The organism is Streptomyces sp. NPDC006733, from assembly GCF_040636125.1.
Lineage (GTDB): Bacteria > Actinomycetota > Actinomycetes > Streptomycetales > Streptomycetaceae > Actinacidiphila.
In genome coordinates this window covers 48,355-68,906 of record NZ_JBEYJD010000010.1, presented here as the reverse complement: position 1 = coordinate 68,906, position 20,552 = coordinate 48,355, and the positions used below count along the sequence as shown (strand labels likewise).

19 protein-coding genes are annotated in these 20,552 nt (G+C 73.2%); 8 read left to right on the top strand and 11 right to left on the bottom strand.

Annotated elements, in window-relative coordinates; translation table 11 throughout:
• Positions 1-69: 69 nt before the first annotated feature.
• The 3 genes from eccCb to ABZ721_RS11460 form a co-directional block, all read right to left on the bottom strand.
• Entirely contained in the window at positions 70-4,125 is a 4,056-nt protein-coding gene (gene eccCb, locus ABZ721_RS11470; RefSeq protein ID WP_358788406.1) for a type VII secretion protein EccCb, read from the bottom strand.
• A 108-nt stretch (positions 4,126-4,233) separates the two neighbouring features.
• On the bottom strand, positions 4,234-4,689 hold the full coding sequence (locus ABZ721_RS11465) for a WXG100 family type VII secretion target (RefSeq protein WP_358788405.1): 456 nt from the start codon (positions 4,687-4,689) through the stop codon (positions 4,234-4,236).
• Between the two features lie 78 nt (positions 4,690-4,767).
• Positions 4,768-5,070, bottom strand: a complete 303-nt coding sequence (locus ABZ721_RS11460; RefSeq protein WP_358788404.1) for a WXG100 family type VII secretion target — start codon at positions 5,068-5,070, stop codon at positions 4,768-4,770.
• 288 nt (positions 5,071-5,358) lie between these two features.
• Between ABZ721_RS11460 and ABZ721_RS11455 the strand changes: the two genes are divergently transcribed.
• Positions 5,359-5,979, top strand: coding sequence for a hypothetical protein (locus ABZ721_RS11455; RefSeq protein WP_358788403.1), 621 nt, complete (start codon positions 5,359-5,361; stop codon positions 5,977-5,979).
• A 33-nt stretch (positions 5,980-6,012) separates the two neighbouring features.
• On the opposite strand, the gene ABZ721_RS11450 is transcribed toward ABZ721_RS11455, so the two are convergent.
• Positions 6,013-8,760 (bottom strand): right-handed parallel beta-helix repeat-containing protein, encoded by a 2,748-nt coding sequence (locus ABZ721_RS11450; protein WP_358788402.1) that lies wholly within the window; start codon positions 8,758-8,760, stop codon positions 6,013-6,015.
• 66 nt (positions 8,761-8,826) lie between these two features.
• Positions 8,827-9,858, bottom strand: a complete 1,032-nt coding sequence (locus ABZ721_RS11445; protein WP_358788401.1) for a hypothetical protein — start codon at positions 9,856-9,858, stop codon at positions 8,827-8,829.
• Between the two features lie 221 nt (positions 9,859-10,079).
• On the opposite strand from ABZ721_RS11445, the gene ABZ721_RS11440 reads away from it, so the two are divergent.
• The gene (locus tag ABZ721_RS11440) at positions 10,080-10,781 is read left to right on the top strand and encodes a response regulator transcription factor (RefSeq protein ID WP_358788400.1); all 702 of its coding nucleotides are present in this window, start codon (positions 10,080-10,082) and stop codon (positions 10,779-10,781) included.
• Positions 10,782-10,846: 65 nt separating this feature from the next.
• On the opposite strand, the gene eccD is transcribed toward ABZ721_RS11440, so the two are convergent.
• The 3 genes from eccD to ABZ721_RS11425 form a co-directional block, all read right to left on the bottom strand.
• Positions 10,847-12,226 carry a type VII secretion integral membrane protein EccD gene (eccD, locus tag ABZ721_RS11435; protein WP_358788399.1) on the bottom strand — a complete coding sequence of 460 codons (1,380 nt, stop codon included), beginning with the start codon at positions 12,224-12,226 and terminating at the stop codon, positions 10,847-10,849.
• A 77-nt stretch (positions 12,227-12,303) separates the two neighbouring features.
• Positions 12,304-12,621 (bottom strand): WXG100 family type VII secretion target, encoded by a 318-nt coding sequence (locus ABZ721_RS11430; protein WP_358788398.1) that lies wholly within the window; start codon positions 12,619-12,621, stop codon positions 12,304-12,306.
• Between the two features lie 36 nt (positions 12,622-12,657).
• Positions 12,658-13,008 (bottom strand): WXG100 family type VII secretion target, encoded by a 351-nt coding sequence (locus tag ABZ721_RS11425; protein WP_358788397.1) that lies wholly within the window; start codon positions 13,006-13,008, stop codon positions 12,658-12,660.
• A 214-nt stretch (positions 13,009-13,222) separates the two neighbouring features.
• Between ABZ721_RS11425 and ABZ721_RS11420 the strand changes: the two genes are divergently transcribed.
• The gene (locus ABZ721_RS11420) at positions 13,223-13,729 is read left to right on the top strand and encodes an O-acetyl-ADP-ribose deacetylase (protein ID WP_358788396.1); all 507 of its coding nucleotides are present in this window, start codon (positions 13,223-13,225) and stop codon (positions 13,727-13,729) included.
• A gap of 37 nt (positions 13,730-13,766) precedes the next feature.
• Here ABZ721_RS11420 and sigJ read toward each other — a convergent pair whose 3' ends face one another.
• Both sigJ and ABZ721_RS11410 read right to left on the bottom strand, forming a co-directional pair.
• Positions 13,767-14,651: an RNA polymerase sigma factor SigJ gene (sigJ, locus tag ABZ721_RS11415; protein ID WP_358788395.1), complete on the bottom strand. Its 885-nt coding sequence runs from the start codon at positions 14,649-14,651 to the stop codon at positions 13,767-13,769.
• Between the two features lie 149 nt (positions 14,652-14,800).
• A complete protein-coding gene (locus ABZ721_RS11410; protein ID WP_358788394.1) occupies positions 14,801-15,220 on the bottom strand; it encodes an SRPBCC family protein in 420 nt (139 codons plus the stop codon).
• Positions 15,221-15,324: 104 nt separating this feature from the next.
• On the opposite strand from ABZ721_RS11410, the gene ABZ721_RS11405 reads away from it, so the two are divergent.
• The 3 genes from ABZ721_RS11405 to ABZ721_RS11395 all read left to right on the top strand — a co-directional run bounded on the left by ABZ721_RS11405 (position 15,325) and on the right by ABZ721_RS11395 (position 16,807).
• Positions 15,325-15,894, top strand: a complete 570-nt coding sequence (locus ABZ721_RS11405; protein WP_358788393.1) for a GNAT family protein — start codon at positions 15,325-15,327, stop codon at positions 15,892-15,894.
• 58 nt (positions 15,895-15,952) lie between these two features.
• The gene (locus ABZ721_RS11400) at positions 15,953-16,291 is read left to right on the top strand and encodes a DUF296 domain-containing protein (protein WP_358788392.1); all 339 of its coding nucleotides are present in this window, start codon (positions 15,953-15,955) and stop codon (positions 16,289-16,291) included.
• Between the two features lie 180 nt (positions 16,292-16,471).
• Positions 16,472-16,807 (top strand): Lsr2 family protein, encoded by a 336-nt coding sequence (locus ABZ721_RS11395; RefSeq protein WP_358788391.1) that lies wholly within the window; start codon positions 16,472-16,474, stop codon positions 16,805-16,807.
• 166 nt (positions 16,808-16,973) lie between these two features.
• Here the strand turns inward: ABZ721_RS11395 and ABZ721_RS11390 are convergent, their stop codons facing one another.
• A complete protein-coding gene (locus ABZ721_RS11390) occupies positions 16,974-18,191 on the bottom strand; it encodes a M20 family metallopeptidase (RefSeq protein WP_358788390.1) in 1,218 nt (405 codons plus the stop codon).
• A 150-nt stretch (positions 18,192-18,341) separates the two neighbouring features.
• Here ABZ721_RS11390 and ABZ721_RS11385 point away from each other — a divergent pair, with 150 nt between their 5' ends.
• Positions 18,342-18,815, top strand: coding sequence for a VOC family protein (locus ABZ721_RS11385; protein ID WP_358788389.1), 474 nt, complete (start codon positions 18,342-18,344; stop codon positions 18,813-18,815).
• 177 nt (positions 18,816-18,992) lie between these two features.
• Positions 18,993-20,486: a metallophosphoesterase gene (locus ABZ721_RS11380; protein ID WP_358788388.1), complete on the top strand. Its 1,494-nt coding sequence runs from the start codon at positions 18,993-18,995 to the stop codon at positions 20,484-20,486.
• Positions 20,487-20,552 lie beyond the last annotated feature (66 nt).

Below are 20,552 nucleotides of genomic sequence, written 5' to 3'. Positions count from 1 at the left end.
TGCCTGAACCACCGCTGAACTGCTGAACTGCCGAACCGCCTGCGTTCGACCGACCCCGCCCGACCTGCCCTACGCCCCGTCGCCGGCCGCGTCGTCCGCCGCGTCCTCGTCGGAGACCGCGACCTGCAGCAGCGTCACCGGGCTGCCCCGCCGGACCAGGACGCCGCGGCCCGGTGGCCGCTGGGCGGCCCGCTGGTCGCCGAGGAGCAGGCCCTCGCGGGGGTCGCCGGACAGGACGAGCCCTCCGGAGCCCAGCTCCTTGACACGCGACAGCAGGGGGTCGGCCATCAGCGGGCGGCCGATGCCGGCGACCCGGCGCGCCAGGACCACGTGCAGGCCGATCTCCCGGGCCTGGGTGACGTACTCGGCGAGTCCGGCCACCGGGGACTGCCGGCCCCCGGAGGCGACCAGGTCGTAGTCGTCGACCACGACGTACAGCTCGGGGCCCTCCCACCAGTCGCGGGCCTTCAGTTGCGCGGCGGAGATGCCGGGCGGCGGCATCCGCTCGTCGAGCTTGGCCATGAGCTGCTGCGTGTAGGCCTCGGCGGCGTGGGCGTCGCCCGCGTAGGCACCGATGTACTCCTCCGGGACGGCGTCCTGGAGGCTGCGCCGGTAGTCGATGACCATGAACCGGGCTTCCCAGGCGGTGCGGCGGGCGGCCGTGCCGCGCATCCAGGTGCGCAGGAAGGTCGACTTGCCGCTGGCGGCGTCCCCGAGCACCAGGAAGTGCGGATCGGCCGTGCCCATCGTGATGCCGACCGGTTCCAGGTCGAGTTCGCCCAGGCCGACGGGCACCTCGGCGCCCGCCGACGGGGCCTGCCGGTCGACGGCGGAGAGCAGGACGCGTTCCGGCAGGACCCGCACCGGCGGGGCGACCGGCCCCGTCCAGGAAGCGGTGATCTTCGCGACCGCCTCCTCCTGGGCCTCGGCCAGGCCGTCGGCACTCTCCTGGCCGTCGAGCCGGGGGAGCACCGCCTGGTAGAGCACGCCGGGCGGCACGGCTCCGCGCCCGGGGACGCCGTGCGGGATCTGCCGGCTCACCTGGCGGCTGACCTCGGACTCCGTCGGGTCGTTCAGCCGCAGTTCCAGCCGCCCGCCGATGCTGTCCCGCAGGTTCATCCGCACGTCGGCCCAGCGGTTGGCGGTCAGGACCACGTGCACCCCGACGCCCAGCCCGCGCGAGGCGATCTCCACCACGGACGCCTCGACGTCCTCCAACTCGGCTTTGATCGCGCCCCAGTTGTCGAGCAGCAGGAACACGTCCGCGGCCCGGGTGCCGGCCGGCAGCTTCCCGGCCTTGCGCATCGCGCGGAAGCCGGCCACCGAGTCGACGCCCAGCTCACCGAAGAGCTGCTCGCGGGCCGCCATCAGGCGCGCGGTCTCGGCCAGCACCCGGCGGGCCCGCTGGACGTCCCGGCGCCCGGCGACCGCGCCCACGTGCGGGGCGCTCTCCAGCGGGTACAGACTGCCGCCGCCGAAGTCCAGGCAGTAGAACTGCGCCTCGTCGGGGGTGTGGGTGAGCATCGCGGACAGCAGCATCGTGCGCAGCATGGTGCTCTTGCCGGTCTGCGGGGCGCCCACCAGTGCGAGGTTGCCGTGGGCGCGGTCGAAGTCGAACTGCAGGGGCAGTTGCTGCTGCTGGAGCGGCAGGTCGATGACGCCCACCGGGAAGGCGAGTCGGCCGGCGCCGGACCACAGTCCGGCCTGGCGCCCGCGTCCCGGCACGTCGGAAAGGGGGCCGAGCAGGCTGTCGAGCGGGATGGCCGGCGGCAGCGGCGGCAGCCAGACCTGGTGCACCGACTGGCCGAACCGGCAGACGTGCTCGACGGCCACCTGCATCTCGGTCGGCCCCGCGGGCAGGGCCACCTGCTGCGGGACGACGGCTTCCTCGGGCTCCTCCTGCGGCGGGGTGCGCAGTTCGTACGGGACGACCGGCGGTGCGCCGCCCGCCCTGCCCTCGCCCTCGCCCGGCGCCCGGTAGGGCCCGGAGATATGCGCGACGCGGAAGCGCTGGTACAGCGACTCGTCCACCTTGAGGTAGGCGGATCCCGGGATCGAGGGCAGCTGGTAGGCGTCCGGGGTGCCGATGACGGCGCGGCTCTCCGCGGCGCTGAAGGTCCGCAGGCAGATCCGGTACGACAGGTGCGACTCCAGGCCCCGCAGCCGTCCCTCCTCCAGCCGCTGGGTGGCCAGCAGCAGGTGCATGCCGAGGCTGCGGCCCACGCGGCCGATCTGGACGAACAGGTCGATGAAGTCGGCCCGCTGGGAGAGCAGTTCGCCGAACTCGTCGACCATGATGAGCAGGTACGGCAGCGGTTCGAGCGGCTTGCCGTTGACGTCGCTCCCGCCCGCCGCCTGGCGCAGCTGGTACTCGCGCAGCGAGTCGACGTTCCCGGCGTCGCGCAGCAGCCGCTGGCGGCGCTGCTGCTCGCCGTGCAGGGCGGCCCGCACCCGGTCGACCAGCGACAGGTCGTCGGCCAGGTTGGTGATGAGCCCGGACACGTGCGGCAGTCCGGTGATCCCGGCGAAGGTGGCGCCGCCCTTGAAGTCGATCAGTACCAGGCTGAGGTGTTCGGGGGAGTGCGTCATGGCGAGACCGGTGACCATGGTGCGCAGCAGTTCGCTCTTGCCGGAGCCGGTGGCGCCGACGACCAGGCCGTGCGGCCCCATACCGCCCTGGGCGGACTCCTTGAGGTCCAGCACGACCGGGTCGCCGTCCCCGGACAGGCCGATCGGCAGCCGCAGCAGCCGTTCGTCGCCGGCCGGGGTCCATCCTTCGGACGGGTCGAACGCCGCCACGTCGGGCGTGCCGAGCATCTCGGGCAGGGTGATGGTCCGCGCCAGCAGCTGCTCGGCCTCCTCCGACAGGCTCAGCGGGGCCAGCGCCCGCGCGGTGAGTTCGCACAGCACCGGGTCGGGGGCGTCCGCGACGCCGTTCTCGACGGTGCTGTACAGCTCGCCGCGGCGGCCCTCCAGCAGCAGCGAGCCGTCCGCGCCGACGCGGGCCCGCACCTCGGTGCGGGTCGGTTCGTCGCGCTCCGCGGCGACCAGGCAGACCACGGTGATGCCCAGGTCGGGCCCGGCGGCTTCGAGCAGCGCGGTCGCGACCGTGCCGCGGGCCCAGTCGGCGGCCGGGTCGTAGGAGTCGAGCAGGACGACGAGCCGGTGCACGGGCGCCCCCGCCTGGCCGATCTTCATCGGGCCCCGGCGTGTGGCCCGTTCGTTCTGGGCGCGCAGCAGCGCGGACTCCAGGACATCGGCGAGCGAGCCGAAGTCGTCCGCCACCGGCGGGACGACCCCGGCCGGACCGGCGGCGCCGGCCTCGTGCACGTGCGGGAGCCACTTCGCCCACTCCCAGTCGGGGCTGCCGCCGGTGCACACCACGACGGTGACGTCGTCGGGGGCGTGCAGGACGGCGAGCTGGCAGAGCAGCGAACGGGCCAGCGCCCGGGTCCGGTCCACCGGACCCAGGATGCTGACCACGCCCGCCTTGGCGAGGTCCACCAGGGCGGGCTGGCGGCCGACCTTCCCGGCCTGGTCGATGACCCGCTGCGCGGCGGCGTGGGTCTGCTCGTCGTAGTCCGCCATCGGGTCGTTGCGCGCGCCGAGCTGGATCGGGGTGGCGAGCGCGGCCCGGCCCTGGCCCAGCCGCACCCGCAGGAAGTCGTCGTCGGAGGCCCGTCGTTCCCAGACCCGGCGGCGGCGTTCGGCCAGTGCCCACAGCCGCTCCGGCGAGGGGTGCAGCCAGCCCGCGGCGAGCCGCTGACCGCCGGCCACCTGGCGGGCGGTCTGCCGGACCTCGGTCAGGTACCGCAGGTAGCGCTCGCGCTGCCGTGCCTTGTTCTGCCGGGTCACGCTGGTCATCTGGTAGCGGACCGCGACGGTGGCGCCCACCGAGATCAGCACGAACACCACGCCCAGCGCGATCAGCAGCGGCTTGCGGTACATGACCATGTACGCGGCCATGCTGATGCTGCTCATCAGGGGCAGCAGCAGTGTCAGCCAGGTGGTGGCGGTGGCCCCGGTGTTCTGCGGGGTCTGCGGCGGGGCCGGCAGCACCACCCGCTGGTCCGGCAGGGCCGGTGGGAGGGCGCGGGTGGGGCGGTGGAAGGGGACCCTGCTCATGCGCGGACCCCCTTCGCGGCGGCGGTCCGTGCGGTGCACGGGGCCTGACGGGTGATCACCTGAAGTGCCTCTCGGTGCTCGGGCTGGGCGGTGGTGCCGGTCAGGGGGTCACGTGCCGAAGGTCTCGCTGACCGCGGTCAGGGTCGGGTCGTTCACCGTCGTGTCCGGCGGGGGTGCGGCACCGGGGGTCGGCGGTGCGTTGAGCGCCGTGGTGAGGGGGCCGAACAGCTGGTCCACGACGTAGCTCTCGGTCGCGTCGTAGTTGCCCCGCGCGCCGGCCAGGGCGTCCACCAGGCGGTTGAGGATGCCGTCCGCCGCGTGGTCCTTCCTGCCGAACATCTCCGTCATGCAGGCGGACCACTGGTCGGAGAACTCCTGGGCCTTCGTCGCGGTGTCCCCGGCCCAGCCCAGTTGGAGTTCGCCCAGGGTGCCGTTGATGTCGCTGAGGTCGTGCACGATGCGGACGATCGCCTGGGAGACCGTGGTCGCGGCGGTCAGCAGGTCCTCGGGGGTCACCGTGATGATGACGGTGTCGTAGGCGGTCGCGGGTCGCGGCGTGGACATGGCTTCTCCGCATCGGGACGTGACGTGACCCCGGAGGGTGCCGGGGTTCGGGGGGCGACGGTCTGCGGGACGCGGCGTTCAGGACGCGACGTTCCGGTAGTTGGCCAGTTCCATCGCGTGGTAGGTGGCGTACGCGTGCCGCATGCGCTTCACCATCTCCTCCAGGAGGGAGACGAGGACGTCCATGTCGTCGGCGTAGACCTGCTTGATCGCGGCGAAGGAGGTGCCGGCCGGGCCGATCCAGCCGGGTCCCACCACCGCCAGGGCGGCGTTGATGTTCGCGATCTCCTGCTGGATGTCCTCGCCCTTGCGCCGCACCGTCTCGGCGGCCTCCTGGAGGTCGTGCAGGGCGATCCGGAGCTCCTGCAAGGTGAAGGACACGGCAGGCACTCCCAGATGGATGGTCGGGTTCGCGTTCGCGCGGGGGAAACCCCGGTGCGTCGGTACGCGGGGACGTCGGTACGGCTGGCTCCCGCCGGAGTCTAGGCAGCCGTCGCGGGGCCCCGACATCTCCGCTTTCTGGCACCGCGGTGTCCCCTAACAGGGACCTCCCGCCCGGGGCGGCCCCCACGGAACGATGGGGGACGGTATGCCCCGTCCGTACGCCGTCAGGTCAGGCCGCGGGTGCTGTTCCGGCGCCCGGGGCCCGCTCCAGGAACCGGAGTCACCATGGTCGAACCGCTGAAGTCCCCGCTCTACAAGGAGCCGGACCCCAACGCCTCGGGCGGTGACGACGCCACCCCCGCCGCCCCGATGGCCGACCCGACCCTGGCCATGCTCTGGACGACCCCGCCGGTGATCATCGGCCAGGCCGGGACCGCGCCGGCACCGGGCCAGGCGCCCGTCACCCCGGTCGCCCACGCACCGCTCTCGGTGAACCTGGCGACGATCCTGAGCACCGAGCAGACCCTGCTGAACAGCACCAAACCCCTGGTGGACGGGTACAACAACCTGAACGCCCGGGTCAAGGGGGTGCTGGCCAGCAGCAGCTTCTGGGGACAGGAAGCCACCAGCACCGTCATGTGGAGCGACCCGGCGGCCATCGCCGGCGGTGCCGGGCCGGGACCGCTGCGCCCGCAGACGTCGTACGACAAGCCCGTCCAGGAGGCGGCCCACAAGTTCGCCCCGATCATCGGGCCGGAGATGACCCGCGCGCTGCGCCAGGTCGCGGACACCGTCGAGCTCGTCGGCGGGTACATCGGCCGGCTGAACCTGGCCGCCCAGGCGTACGCGTCCGCCGACTGGAACTCCATCCTGCCGGACGTCACCCCGGCCCCGAAGTCGGACTGACCGGCCCGGCGGTGGCCGGGGCGAGGACCGGCCCTAGACCGGCGTCCCCAGCTCCGGCAGGTCCTCGGGGAGGACGAGGGAGAGGTCCTCGGCGGTCAGGTCCGCGACGCCGGACACCCGCTGGGCGTGCCGTTCGGTCATCCGCTGGAAGACCTGCCGGGCGGTGCGGCCGTTGCCGAAGCCCTCGTCCCGCGGCAGGGCGGTGAAGTAGCCGGCCAGCGCGGCGACGGTCTCCTCCGGCAGGTCGTAGCGGTGCTGCTCGGCCTGGTGGGCGACGATGTCGACGAGTTCGGCGCCGAGGTAGTCGTCGAAGGTCAGGGTACGGGTGAACCGGGAGGCCAGGCCCGGGTTGCCGTCCACGAACCGCTGCATGTCGCCGGGGTAGCCGGCGGCGATGACGACGATCTCGTCGCGGTGGTCCTCCATCAGTTTGACCAGGGTGGAGATGGCCTCCTGGCCGAAGTCGCCGCCCTGGCCGCGCGGTACCAGCGCGTACGCCTCGTCGATGAACAGCACCCCGCCCAGCGCGCGGCGGAAGACCGCTGTGGTCTTGGGCGCGGTGTGGCCGACGTACTCGCCGACCAGGTCGCCGCGGTCCGCCTCGACGAGGTGGCCGCTGGAGAGCATGCCCAGGGCGTGCAGGATCCGCCCGTACAGGCGGGCCACGGTGGTCTTGCCGGTGCCGGGGTTGCCGGCGAACACCAGGTGCCGGCTGGTGGGGGGCGGCGGAAGGCCCAGTTCCTGGCGCCGGCGCACCAGTTGCATGAGGTTGACCATGGTTCCGACATCGCGCTTGACGCGTTCGAGGCCGACCAGCCGGTGCAGTTCCGCGAGCAGCGTCTCCAACGACTCCTCCGCGGCGTCGCCGGTGTCCCCGGTGTCCTTGCGCACGTCCTCGGCGGCGGCGTCGCCGGGCAGGGCGCGCCCGATGCCGGCCGGTCCCGCCGGCAGCACCCGGCGCTCCGACGCCGGCAGGGTGGAGACCTTCACCCGGTCCGCGCGGCACTCCTCGATCACCGGCGCCGCACCGTCGGCCGCGGCGACGTCCTCGGCGGTGTCGTGGAACAGGCAGCGGCGGACGGCCGGGTCGGCGGCCCGGCCGACGTACAGGGCGGGGAAGCCCGTCGCGGACAGCGCGCAGTCCTCCAGGACGCCGTGCGAACCGTCATCCTGGTACACCCCGTTCTTGGCCGTGCGCGCGACGGAGGTGTTCCGCACGACGGGCCGGGCGCCGGCGCGGATCACGATGCCGCTGCCCTGGGTGTCGGCGATCTCGCAGCCGTCCAGCGCGGGGGTGCTGTCCGCCGCGGCGAGCAGCCCCGACCCGCCGGTGCGGTGGATCCGCGTCCCGTGCAGCAGCGCTCCGGTGCCCGCGCCGATCTCCACGCCGGTGCCCTCGGTGTCAGCGATCTCGCAGTCGTCGAGCAGCGGGCGGTGCGGGGTGTGCAGGCGGACGCCGGTGCCGGTGCCCCGCACCGTGCAGCCGCGCAGGGCCGCGTCGGCGCGTTCCTCCACCGACACCCCGGCCATCCCGGCCCGCTCGATGCCGGTGTCGTGCGCGCGCAGCAGGGAGTTGCCGGTGGCGCGGATCCCGTGCTCCGGCGTGTCGTGCAGCCGGCAGCCGGTCAGCACCGCGCCGGCGCCCTCGCCGAGGTGGATGCCGCTGTACCCGGCGTCGGCGACCTCGCAGCCGGTCAGGGTCAGTTCGCTGTCACCGGCGGCGTAGACCCCGTTGCCGGCGGCGCGCAGGAAGCCGCCGCCGTCGGCGCGCACCACCGCGTCACCGCCCAGGGCCAGGCCGGTGTCTCCGGTGTCGGCGGTGGTGGTGGCGTGCAGCCGCAGGTGGCTGCGGTCGACGGCGATGATCCCCGCCCCGCCGGTGCGGGAGATCCGGCAGTCGCGCAGCAGGACGCGGGCGTCCTCGTCGGCCAGCAGCCCGGCGGTTCCGGTCCCGGAGATCTCGCAGTCGTGCAGGACCGTTCCGCTCGCGTCAGCGGCGCTGTCGGCCGCGTCCCGGTCCGCCGCGGCGCTGCCCGAAGCGCCCTCCGCGCTGGGTGCGGGGGCGTCGGGCGGCACGGGGGTGGCCGCCGAGACGTGCACGCCCGCCGCGCGGTTGCCGTGCAGGCGGCAGGAGCGCAGGCGCGGGGCCGCGGCGCCGACGACACGGACGGCCGCGCCCCCGCTGCCGGTCACCTCGCAGCGCTCGAACGTGCCGCCGTGCGTGCCGCCCAACTCCAGTCCCTCGGCGGTGGACGGGCCGACCGCGGTCCCGCGGACGACGGGCGCGGCGCCCTCGGTGACCTGCACGCCGACGCCGTCCACGTCCGCGACCGTGCAGTCCTCGACGACGGCCCGGCTGTCGCCGGCCAGCCGCAGTCCGGCACCGGCCGCCCGGTGGACGCGGCAGTCGCGCAGCGTGGGCGCGGCCCGCCCGGTCACGTCGACCCGGCCGCCGACGACCTCGCAGCCGTCGAGCACGGGCGCGCCGCCGCTGAGCACGACGGCGGGCTCCGCCGGGTCCGCGCCCGCCAGGACCAGCCCGCGTACCGAGGGGCTGCCCGCGGACACGGTGAGCGCCGGCCCCCGGGCGGGCGTGATGCGCACCGTGCCCGGCCCCTTCTCCGCCACCAGCGACACGTCCCGCTCCAGCAGGACGCTCTCCTGGTACTCCCCGGGCATGACGGAGACGGTCGCGCCGTCCGCGGCGCCGCGCACCGCCGCGCCGATGGTGTGCTGCACACCCCAGCCGCGCTGGGCGACCCGCACCCACTTCTGGCTCACGCGAGCTCCGTCCAATCAGTCGCCCTCGGGGCGGTCACGGTCCGGGCCGACGGGACCGGTGGCGGGTCAGTTGCAGGTCGCGCGCATCTGGGTGACGGCCAGGTGCGCGTGGGTCTCCGTGCTGCCGTGCCAGTCCAGCCCCCGGCTGTCCAGCTTGATCATCAGCAGCCCCTTGGTGATGGGGAAGGAGCCCACCTGCACCCAGGTCCCCAGGCGACCGGACTGGGACATGTCGAAGTCGTGGATCGGCTTGTCGGAGAGGTTGAAGGAGTTGAACACCTCGAAGTGGGCGGGGTTGCCGCCGACATGGGTGATGTCCTTGTCGTTGGGGACGTAGATCTGGACCTGGCAGGTCCCCTTGGTCAGTACCGCCACCGGCCGGAAGTACCAGGTGGCGTAGTTGTCGCTGTCGTCCTTGGTGGCGGAGCCCGACATCGGCATCGCGTCGAACTGCCCGTTGCAGCCGTCGGCCTTCCAGCCGCCGCTCTTGACCGTGTACCAGCCCTTGATCCCGTTGCTGTTGCGCCCGTGCTCGGCGAAGCCGTACGTGTCGGTCTTCGCGCAGCCGTAGCCGGCCACCGCGGTGTAGGCGGGCTTCCGCACGGCCAGGCTGTTGCGGTTGGCCGGCGGGGCGGCCGCGGTGGTGCCCGGGCGGGAGCCCGTGACAGGGCCCGCGGCGGAGGGGGGCGCGCCGGGGACGGTGCCGTCGGAGCCGCCCGCCGGGACGGGGCCGGGTCCGTCGGCCGTGCCGGGGATGACGGGGCCGGGCCCGGTGCCGCCCGGTCCGCCCGACCCGCCGTTCGCCGGCTGGGTCGGGTACCTCTGGCCCGCGGTGGGGCTGCCCGGTCCGGCCACCGGCTTCTTCGCCGCGGCCTTGACCGCGTCCTTGCCGTCGCCCGCGTGACCGTCGTTCGCGGCCATCATCCCGATCCCGACCGCCCCGGCGCCGACCACCGCGACGATGATGCCGACCGCCCAGGCCCGCGGCAGCATCCGCGGCCGGCTCCCCGGCTGCCGCACCTCGTTGACGAACGCGGCGGCCAGACCGCGCCGGTCCATGCCCTCCTGCTGCTCGGACTGCTGCTCGGATTCAGCCATTACCCAACTCCGGGGTGTGAGCGGGCGCGAAGCACCCACGAGTTTCGGACGAACTTCAGGTCGATTTCGGGACGCGATTCCCGTCGGGTCGCGTCCGGTGCCGCGGCGGCCGGTAGGTCGCGGGCAAGGGCGTGCAGGTGGTGGCGACCGCAAGAGGCGGAAAATGATAGAACTTGGCGTGGACGCCCATAGAAGGGCCGCAGGAGACGGCTATACGGGGAATGGGTAGATCGAAGGGCCGAGTCATGCCTACCGTTGGCATTGTCGAAGACCACCGCATTACCCGAATGGGGATCGAGCAAGTCCTTGCCCGCAGTTCCTGGCTCGAAGTCATCGCGTCGGTGGGAACACTGGATGAATTCTCGGAGACCGGGCTCACTCCCGACGTGGTCGTCCTCGATCCCGCTCCCTATCCCGCCGAGGCCTCGCTGCAGGCGATCGGCGCGCTGAGCGTCGAGAGCGCGGTGCTGGTCATGTCGCCGTCCGACGAGCGCGACCATCTGCTGGCCGCGGTGAAGGCCGGAGCGCACGGCTTCGTCACCAAGCACACCGACGACACGGAGTTCCTGTCCGCGGTCGAGGCGGTGGCCCGGGGCGGCTTCTACCTCGCGTCGGGGCTCGCCACCCATCTGCACGCCGAACTCGGCCGCATGTCCCCCGGCGAGGGCCAGTGCCTGGCCCGCCGCGAGGTGGAGACGCTGCGGCTGATCGCCAAGGGGTACACCCACGGCCAGATAGCCCGCCGCATGGGACTTACCGAGTCCACCGTCAACACGTACGTGAAGCGCATCCGCGCCAAGCTCAACGCCGGCAACAAGGCGGAACTGACGCGCAAGGCCATCGCGCTGGGGTACGTCGACGAGTCGGGTCCGGCGCGGTGGCTGCCCGGCCACATCCGTCCGGCGTCCGAAGTACCGGTGTGACAGCGCGTGGTGCCGGCGGAGGGAGCGCGGGTGCGCGAGGAGGAGAGCCGTCCCGCTCGGCCGTCTCACAGGTGGTGTCCGTACGTCGTCAGGTGCTGGAACACCCCGAACACACCGATCGCCAGCGGGATCGCGGCCACCGAGCAGAGCCCGGCCACCGCCCGCAGGGCCTTCGGCCGTTCGGTCCGGCCCCCCGGGCGCCGGAAGGCGAGCGCGGCGCCGGTGCCCAGCAGCACGGCTCCGGCGGCGGCGACCGCCACCGGGCCGGCCCACTCGGGGGCCGGCGTCGTCGCGGGGACGGCCAGCAGCGCGCTGAACAGGCCGGCCGCGCCGCAGAGCACGACCGGGACCGCCTCGCCCAGCAGCCGGAACGTACCGGCCCGCAGCAGGAGCGCGACCGCCAGGCAGCAGGCCAGGGCGGGCGCGTACCCGCCGTGCGCGGCACCCAGCACGGCGAGGCAGCCGGCCACGACGAGGGAGACCGCGCAGGTCCAGCCGAGCAGGACGTTGCGGGCGCGCAGCACCACCGTCCGGACCAGGCTGTCGTCGGAGCCCGCGACGCCGCCCTCCTCGGTGGTGACCGGCCAGGCCGCGGCGAGCCGGCCGGCCAGCGAAGGGGCGGCCAGCAGCATGCCGTAGCCGGCCACCGCGACGGCCGCCGCGCCCTCGGTCAGGTCCGTGCGCAGGGCGGCCAGCAGGCCGACGACGCCCGCGCCCGCCACACCGAGCACCAGTACCGCCGCACCCGTCACCGACGGCACCGCGCCGAGCGCGGCGGCCGCGCCGACCATCGCGCCGAGTGCCGCGCCGAGCGGGCTGCCGGCCGACGGGTCGGGCAGGAACCACCCGGCAACCGCCAGGCAGGGGACCGTGGCCAGCGCGAGCGGCAGCGCCAGCCGGTTCGGCAGGGTGGGCTGTGCCGGCTGTGCTGACGGGGCGGCACCGCTGCGCCGCAGGCCCCAGGCGGTGAAGAGCAGGACGAAGCCGAGGCCCAGCGCGAGCGGGCCGGCCGACCTCCCCGGCCAACTGGCGGACACCGCCGGCACCAGGCAGGCGGCCGCCAGCCAGGCCGCCCCGAGCACCGCGACGGTGGCGGCGCGGGTGCGGGGGGTCCAGCGCAGGTCCCCGAAGGAGTCGGCGACCTCGGCGATCATCTCGTCGAGGTCCCTGACGAGGGGTTCCTCGAACTCGCCCTCGGCGGCGTCCCGCAGGTAGAGCAGCTGGCCGTCCACCACGCCGGCGTCACCGAGCGAGGAGACCGGGTGCAGGGTGCGGCCGTTGACCAGCGCGAGCGACCACGCGGCCGGCAGCTCCTCCAGTTCCTCCTCGCCGCACAGGTGGGCCAGCGTCGTGACGTACTCCGCGATCGGAGCGGCGGCGGGGACCGCGAGGTCCACACGCTTGCGCGTGCCGACCACCGTCACGCGGCAGTGCTTGTCAGCCATGCGGAACTCTCTCGGAATCGTTCAGTGAGGGTGCGGGGGCCGTCGTCGAGGCCTGTCGGACCAACCCCTGCGGCGGGTCAGCCGTGCGTCCACGTACGGGAGTTGGCCCACTCGGCGTCGCTGTAGTTGGCCCAGTTGGCGTTCATCGCGTGGGCGATCTGGCCGAGTACCCCGGTGGGTCCGAACAGGCCGTCGGCGGCGATGTTCCACTCGGCCTGCAGCCCCTGGTAGTACCCGGAGGCCGCACCCTGCCAGATGTCCGGCAGCGTGTTCAGGTACTCGGCGAGCCGGTGCAGCTCCTCGGAGATCTCGGCCGCCTGCGCGTTCAGGTACGGGCCCGCGGTCTCCAGCTCCTGCTGGACGCTGATCGGGACGGCGTCGGAGAAGTTGCTCATGCCGGTGCTCCTGTCGTGGAGGGGCGGGGCGGATCGTCAGAACTTGGCGGCGGGCAGCTGCACGTGGCGGAGGTTGGCGAGGTTCGCCTGCTCCGACTCGGTGTAGCTGACGTAGTTGCCGCGCAGCCCGGAGGCGATGTCGGAGAGCGCGTCGTGCATCATCCGCGCGTAGATGTCGTAGTCCATCATCAGCGTCTCGAACGCGGCGTGCGCGGAGCCCTGCCAGATGTTGCCCAGGCCGGCGACGTAGGTGCGCAGCGCGGCGATCTTGGCGTCGACGTCGACGGCCTGCGTGGTCACGTAGGCGGCCGCCGAGGCGACGCCCTCCGGGGTGACCGAGTAGCCGGCCATCCCGCCGCCGTTGCCCGCGTTGTTGGGGGTCGTCATCCCTGGCCCTTCCGGCGGTCTGCTGATGGGAGGCGAACAGCACACCGCCGCCGCCCCACCCGCGACCGCACCCGGAGTACTGCCCCCACCTTCCCGGACCCCGCCGGGACGCCTCCAGTCACCGTTTCGGATGTCCCCCGCCGACCGCCCCGGACGGACGTGACCGGCGGCGCTGCATCGTCTCCGGGGACGGCACGTCTGGGAGGATGGCGGCATGGTCACCGTCAGCCTCGCCCTCGGCGACATCACCGGACAGCACGTCGACGCGATCGTCAACGCCGCCAACTCCTCGCTGCTGGGCGGCGGGGGAGTCGACGGGGCGATCCACCGCAAGGGCGGGCCGGAGATCCTGGCGGAGTGCCGTGCGCTGCGCGCGTCCCGCTACGGGAAGGGCCTGGCGACCGGCCGGGCCGTGGCCACCACCGCGGGACGGCTGCCGGCGCAGTGGGTGATCCACACCGTCGGTCCGGTCTGGTCGCCGGACGAGGACCGCTCGGAGCTGCTGGCGTCCTGCTACCGGGAGTCGCTGCGGGTCGCGGACGAGCTCGGGGCGCGGACGGTGGCCTTTCCGGCGATCTCCACCGGGGTGTACCGGTGGCCGATGGAGGACGGCGCGCGGATCGCCCTGGCGACGGTCCGGGCCGCGGGGACGACGGTGTCCGAGGTCCGCTTCGTGCTCTTCGACCAGGCCGCCCACGACGTCTTCGCGGCGCAGGGCTGAAGGCCGCCGCCCTTGCGTGGGCGGCGGCCGGTCCGGCTCAGTCCGAACGGGGTTCCCAGCGCAGCCCGGCGAGCCGGTCCGGGTCGGCGAGGAGGTTGATCTCGGTGACCTTGCCGTCGGCGACCGTGAAGGCCATGACCGAGAAGAGCTTCCCGTCGGGGACGGTGACGATTCCCGGCGTGCCGTTGACGAGGGCGGGACGGGCGAAGGCGGCGTAGGCCGCGAAGGTGACGGCCTGCTGGGCCACCTGCCGTGCCCCGCGGATGAGCCGGGAGACGCGGCCGTCCGCGGTGCCGGTGTCGGCCCGCATCAGGACGTCGGGGTCGAGGACCGCGACCAGCGCGTCGAAGTCGCCGCCGCGCGCCGCCGCCATGAAGGCGTCGACGACCTCGCGTTGGCGGCTGCGGTCCGCGTCCGGCGCCGGGGCCGCTCCCTGGACGCGGCGCCGGGCCCGGCTGGCGAGCTGGCGGGTCGCGGCGGGGGAGCGGTCCACGATGGGGGCGATGTCGTCGAAGGGCACGGCGAACATGTCGTGCAGGACAAAGGCGAGCCGCTCCGCCGGCGGCAGCGTGTCCAGCACGACGAGCAGCGCGAGGCCGACCGAGTCCGCCAGCAGTACTTCGTGCTCGGGGTCGAGACCGTCGGCGCCGCTGATGACGGGGTCGGGGACATGGACGTCCAGCGGGTCCTCGCGGCGGCTGGTGCGCGACCGCAGCACGTCGAGCGACACCCGGGCGACGATCGTCGTCAGCCAGCCGCCCAGGTTCTCCACCCCGTCGGTGCCGGCGCGGCTGGCCCGCAGCCACGCGTCCTGCACGGCGTCGTCCGCCTCACTCAGCGAACCGAGCATGCGGTAGGCCACGGCGCGCAGATGGGTGCGGTGCGCCTCGAACCGCTCGGCGAGGATCTCTTCGTCGTTCATCACTCCCATTCTCCCGTCGCCGCTGTCCTGCCGATGACCCGGGGCACGGCCGTGCGGTGTGTCCGCCCCGGCGCGGCGCGGTCCCGCCGCTCGGGTCGCGCGGCGGGACGGACCGGGGGCGCTCCGCGGGGCCTTGACGGGTCGTGCGGTCAGTTCCGTGCTGCCAGCGCGACCAGGGCCGCCAGGGTGTCGGGCCAGTCGGCGGTGATGGCCGGGCCGATCTGCGGCCCGGCCTCGTCGGATCCGGCGCCGCTGATCTCCATCCGGTACACCACCCGGATCCGGTCCTGTCCGAGCGGCTCGATCCGGTGCGTGGTGCGCAGCAGCAGATCGCCGAACCGGGCCTCGTCGACGAACAGCTCGTCCTCGACCGCCTCGGCGACGACCAGCGCGATCGGGTCGTCCCCGGGCGGCGTCATCGTGATCCGGGCGCCGGGCGCGAACGGGCCGCTGATCTCGATCTTCTCGATCTCGGCGTTCCAGGCGCCCCAGTTCTCGACGTCGGCCCAGAGGCGCCAGACCGCCTGCGGGGTGGCGCCGGTCTCGATGCTGCTCTCGTATGCCCACATGGGGTGACTCCCTCAGTCGTTTGATCTGCCCATAGATTATCTGCGCGACGACTATCTGTCCAGCGGGTTGGCGCGGCACTTCCGCGCCGACTTACGATTTCCCGATGATCGAAGGAAACCTGGTGCGGCTCCGCGCGTTGCGCGCGGAGGACCTGGACCACCACGTCCGCTGGCGCAACGACCCCGAGGTGGTGCACTGGGCCACCGGCGGCCATCCGCGCTTCGGCCCCGTCACGCGGACCGCCGTGGAGCGCGGCTTCGAGACGATGCTGGGCCTCGACCCCGCCGACTCGCGGGTCTTCACCGTCGAGGACCTGGCCGACGGCACGCCGATCGGCATGGTCGACTACCGCGACCTCGACCCGTTCGCGGGCGGGGCCACGGTCGGCATCACCATCGGGGAAAAGGACTTCTGGGGGCGGGGGCACGGGACCGAGGCGCTGCGGCTGCTCGTGGGGCACCTTTTCGACACCTGCCGCTTGCACCGGGTCGAACTCGACACCTGGGGCGGCAACGAGCGGGCCGTCCACGCCTTCGTAAAGGCCGGATTCCGCGAAGAGGGCCGGCGCAGGGATGCCGTGCTCGTGGCGGGGCAGTGGCACGACAACGTGCTGTTCGGGATGTTGCGCGAGGAGTGGCGGGAATCAGCCGGTGGCCGGAACGGCCGTCCGTAAAGGGATGCACGTCGATAGGCTCCGGGTGCGGGGCCGCATTGCGCTGGGGAGTGATCGCATGCACGTATTCGAGGTCGGAAGCGGCGAGCTGCTGGAGTCGATAGCGGGCCAGGCCGCAGCGGCGGGCATCGCGGACGGGGCCATCGTGTCCCTGATCGGCGCGGTGGACGCCTTTACCGTCACGACGATGTCAGAGACCGATGCCACCAAGGACCAGCGCACGTACTACACCTGTCCCGCCGAACTCAGCGGCACGGGCGAGATCCGTGGCGGCGCCGTTCACATTCACGCCGTTCTGGCCGTCGCAGGCGATAAGGCCATCGCTGGGCATCTGCTCCACGCTCGGGTGGAAACGCACTGTGTGCGGGCGTACGTACTCCCGGCGCTCCCCGCCTAGTTCGCCCCGCCGCCGGCGAACTCCGGCAGCGGCGCTATACGGAGGGGAGCGTGCCGCTAAACGCCGTTGAACGCCGGTGGCGGATCGGCGGATCGCTCTGCCGTGCTACCCGTCCGTACACACGAGCGGACGGTAAGTGATTTCTATACGGCCCCCCGCATTACTGCTAATCTGCGGCCTATGGCTCAGAAAATCGTAACCATTTACACGGACGACCTCACCGGCAAAGAGTCGGCGGAGGCGGCGACTCACACGTTCGCCGTTGATGGCGTTGTCTATGAAATCGACCTCGCCCCGGACAGCTTCGACTCTCTTCTCGAAGCGCTGAACCCCTTCATTGCGGCCGGGCACAAGGTGGGCCGGAACAAGGGCGCGAACGGTCCGCGCAAGCTCGCCGCCGCCGGTTCCGAGGACACCGCCAAGATCCGGGCCTGGGCCAAGGAGAACGGCTATGACGTGAACGACCGGGGACGCGTCCCCGCGGCGGTTCGCGAGGCGTACGAAAAGGCGCACTGAAACCCGTACTCGTCCGACGACGGCCCCACGGCTCTTCCGAAGCTGCGGGGCCGTCGTCGTGCCCGGGAATACCGGTGCGCGGAATGACGGCCGGGACGCAGCCGACGCTCTGCCCCGGGACGCAGTCGGCGCCCGGCCGCGGCCGGCGGCTCCGGTGGGGCCGCCCTCAGTTGCGGGAGAGCCGGCCCAGGGCGAGTTCGGCGAGCAGCGCCGCCGCGTCCGCCAGCACGCCGTCGTCGAAGGCGGCCTGCGGGGAGTGGTTGTACGCGGCGGTGGCCGGGTCGCGGTCGGCGGGGCAGGCGCCGAGCAGCAGGTAGGCCGCGGGGACGAGTTCGGCGACGACGGCGAAGTCCTCGGAGCCGGCGACGGGTTGCGGCAAGTCGACATAGCGATCCGCGCCGAGGAGTTCGCGGGCCGTCCCGGCCGCGAACGCCGCCTCCACAGGATCGTTGACGGTGACCGGGTATCCCTCGGTCACGACCGCGTCCACCGTCAGCCCGTGCGCCCGGCCGATGCCCCGGACGACCGCGGGTGCCTCCTCCAACACGCGGGCCCGCGCACCGGGGGAGAAGGAGCGGACGGTGGCGGCGAAGACCGCCTCGTCGGGGATGACGTTCTCGGCGGTGCCCGCGTGGAAGCTGCCGACGGTCACGACGACCGGATCGAAAGGGTCGAAGCGCCGGGTCACCATGGTCTGCAGCGCGCTGACGGCCTCGCAGGCGGCCGGGATCGGGTCCAGGGCGAGATGGGGGCTCGAGCCGTGGCCGCCGCGTCCGCGCATCGTGACGGTGAGGGTGTCGGACGCCGCCATGACGGGGCCGGAACGGCCGGCGACCAGCCCGCCGGGCAGCTGCGACGCGGCGACATGCAGGGCGTACGCGGCGACCGGCGGGTCACCGGCGGCGGTCAGCACGCCCTCATCGACCATCAGCCGGGCGCCGCCCAGGCCCTCCTCGCCCGGCTGGAACATGAACACCACGGCCCCGGCCAGCTCCTCGCGCCGCTCGCACAGCAGCCGGACCGCGCCGACCAGCGCCGCGGTGTGCAGATCATGGCCGCAGGCGTGCATCACCCCGGCCACGGCGGAGGCGTACGGCGCCCCGCCGGCCTCCTGCACCGGCAGCGCGTCCATGTCCCCGCGCAGCAGCACCACGGGTCCGGGCAGCGCGCCGCGCAGCACGGCGGTGACCGAGCCGAGCTGCTTGCCGAGGGTGATCTCCAGTGGCAGCCCCTCCAGCGCGGCCACCACCCTGGCCTGAGTCAACGGCAGCTCCAGCCCGATCTCCGGCTCCCGGTGGAGCGCGCGGCGCAGCGCCTCCAGCTCGGCCTGGAGCGCGGCGGCGGACCGGCGAAGGCCGGCCTGGCGGTGTGCGGCGTCGGTCATGGCGTCTCCTGCGTTGTCCGGCGGCATCGGCTCTCTCCTCCCATCCTCTCCACTGATCCGAGGATTCCGCGCGGAGCGGCGATGAGTTTCGACGGGCGCGACGGTCAGTACAGGAGCAGGGCAGAACACCCACGAAGCGAGGAGAGCGCCATGCCGCGGATCACCCCCAACCTCTGGTTCGACACCGAGGGCGAAGAGGCTGCGAAGTTCTACACCTCGGTGTTCCCGAACTCGGAGATCACCAGCGTCACGCACTACACGGAGGCCGGCCCCGGGAAAGCCGGCACCGTCCTGACGGTCACGTTCCTGCTCGACGGCCAGGAGTACCTCGCCATCAACGGCGGACCCCAGTTCCCGTTCACCGAGGCGGTCAGCCTGATGATCGCCTGTGCCGACCAGGCGGAGATCGACTACTACTGGTCCAAGCTCTCCGAGGGTGGCGAGGAGGGGCCGTGCGGCTGGCTGAAGGACCGGTACGGACTGTCCTGGCAGGTCGTTCCCACCGGGATGGACGAGTTGCTGAACGACCCGGACCCGGGCCGCGCCCAGCGGGCGATGTCGGCGGTCCTCGGCATGAAGAAGCTGGACGTGGCCGCCATCCACGCCGCCGCGGACCAGGCGTAGCGGGAGCCCGGGCCCAGCAAGGACGGGAACGCCGCCGTGGCGCGGGCCGGGCCGGACCCCGTCCGGACCTCCCGCGCCGCACCGCGTTGCCCGGCCGCGGCAGCACGCGGGGTGGGGGGCGTGCCGGGCCGGCGGTCCAAACCGGCGCGCCGGGACGGGTGTTGCTAGGGTGCGCCGGTGTCAGTTTCCTCGCGCGATTCAGCGACCGGTGCCGGATGGCACGGCCAGGAGCTCGGCCGGTTCGAGAGCCTGATGCCGGAACGGGTCGAAAAGCTCTCCTGGTTGAATCCGGCCACCTTGTGGAGCGCCCGCAACGGGCCGCTCGCCTCCCTCTTCGGGGACCCGACCGACGACGAACGGCGGCGCTGGGTGGCCGGTCAGCGCGAGCGCGGGGTCCCCGACGACCTCGTCATCGCGCGGGACGACCCGGACACGTACTCCTTCATGCTCATCGCGGACACCGGGGAGGGCGACGCCCCGCAGTACGCCGTCGTCCCCGGCCTGCTGAAGGCGGCCGAGGGCTCCCGGTTCGCCGTGCTGTCCAGCGACGTCATCTACCCCGTCGGCAGCGTCAACGACTACGGCCCGAAGTTCTTCCGCCCCTACCGGGACTACGACGCGCCGATCTACGCGATACCCGGCAACCACGACTGGTACGACGGCCTGACGGGCTTCATGCGGGTCTTCTGCGAGGCGCTCGCGGTGCCCCCCGCCGCACGGCCCGGGCTCCTGTCGGCCGCCTGGTGGAGGTCGCTGCTGTGGAAGAGCCCGGAGGTCGCCGACGAGCAGCGGCTGCGGGAGGCGCGGTCGCTGCGCTCCGCCCCGGCGCAGCAGAGCGCGCAACCCGGACCGTACTGGGCCATCGACTCGGGGCCGCTGCGCATCATCGGCATCGACACCGGTCTGCTCGGCGGGATCGACAAGGAGCAGGGGGAGTGGCTGCGCCGCGTCTCCCAGGGCCCCCGGCCCAAGATCCTCGTGACCGGTTCGCCGATCTACGTGGACGACAAGTACCACCCGTGCGCCATCGAGGGCGGCGGCACCGTCGACGAGATCGTCCGCGACGCGGACTGCCACTACGTCGCGGCCATCGGCGGTGACATCCACAACTACCAGCACTTCCCGGTGGACGTGGACGGCCGCAGGATCGAGTACGTCGTGTCCGGCGGCGGCGGGGCGTTCATGCACGCCACCCACATCATCCCGCGGGTGCGGGTGGCCGGGGTCTCCGAGCAGGACTTCCGCTGTTATCCGCTGCGCGGTGACTCGCTGGCCTTCTACAGCGGGCTCTACGGTCGGCGGTTGCGGATGAAACGGTTCTTCGCGCTGACCGCCGAGCAGGCGTCGGCGGTGATCGCCCAACGGCTCGGCATCCCCGCCACCCGTACGACGAGCGCGCCGGTGACCTTGCGCACCCGGCTGGTCGCCACGCTGCTCGGGGTGCCCTCCCGCCCGGACGGCAGATCGTGGTTCCGGCTGCCGGTCCGCAAGGTCTACACCCGGGTCCTGTCGCCGGGTGCCGCGACGTACGCCCCGCCGTTCTTCAAGAGTTTCCTGCGGCTGGACGTCACTCCGCACGACCTGCGGATCCGCTGCTTCGCGGCCACCGGTTACCGCGAGCAGGAGGCCGAGCCCCCGGTCGAGGACGACTTCACGATCCCCCTGGGGTGAGGGGCCCGGCGCCGGGCGCGCCGCCGGGGACGGCACGGCCTCACGGCGCCGGGACGTCACCGTCTC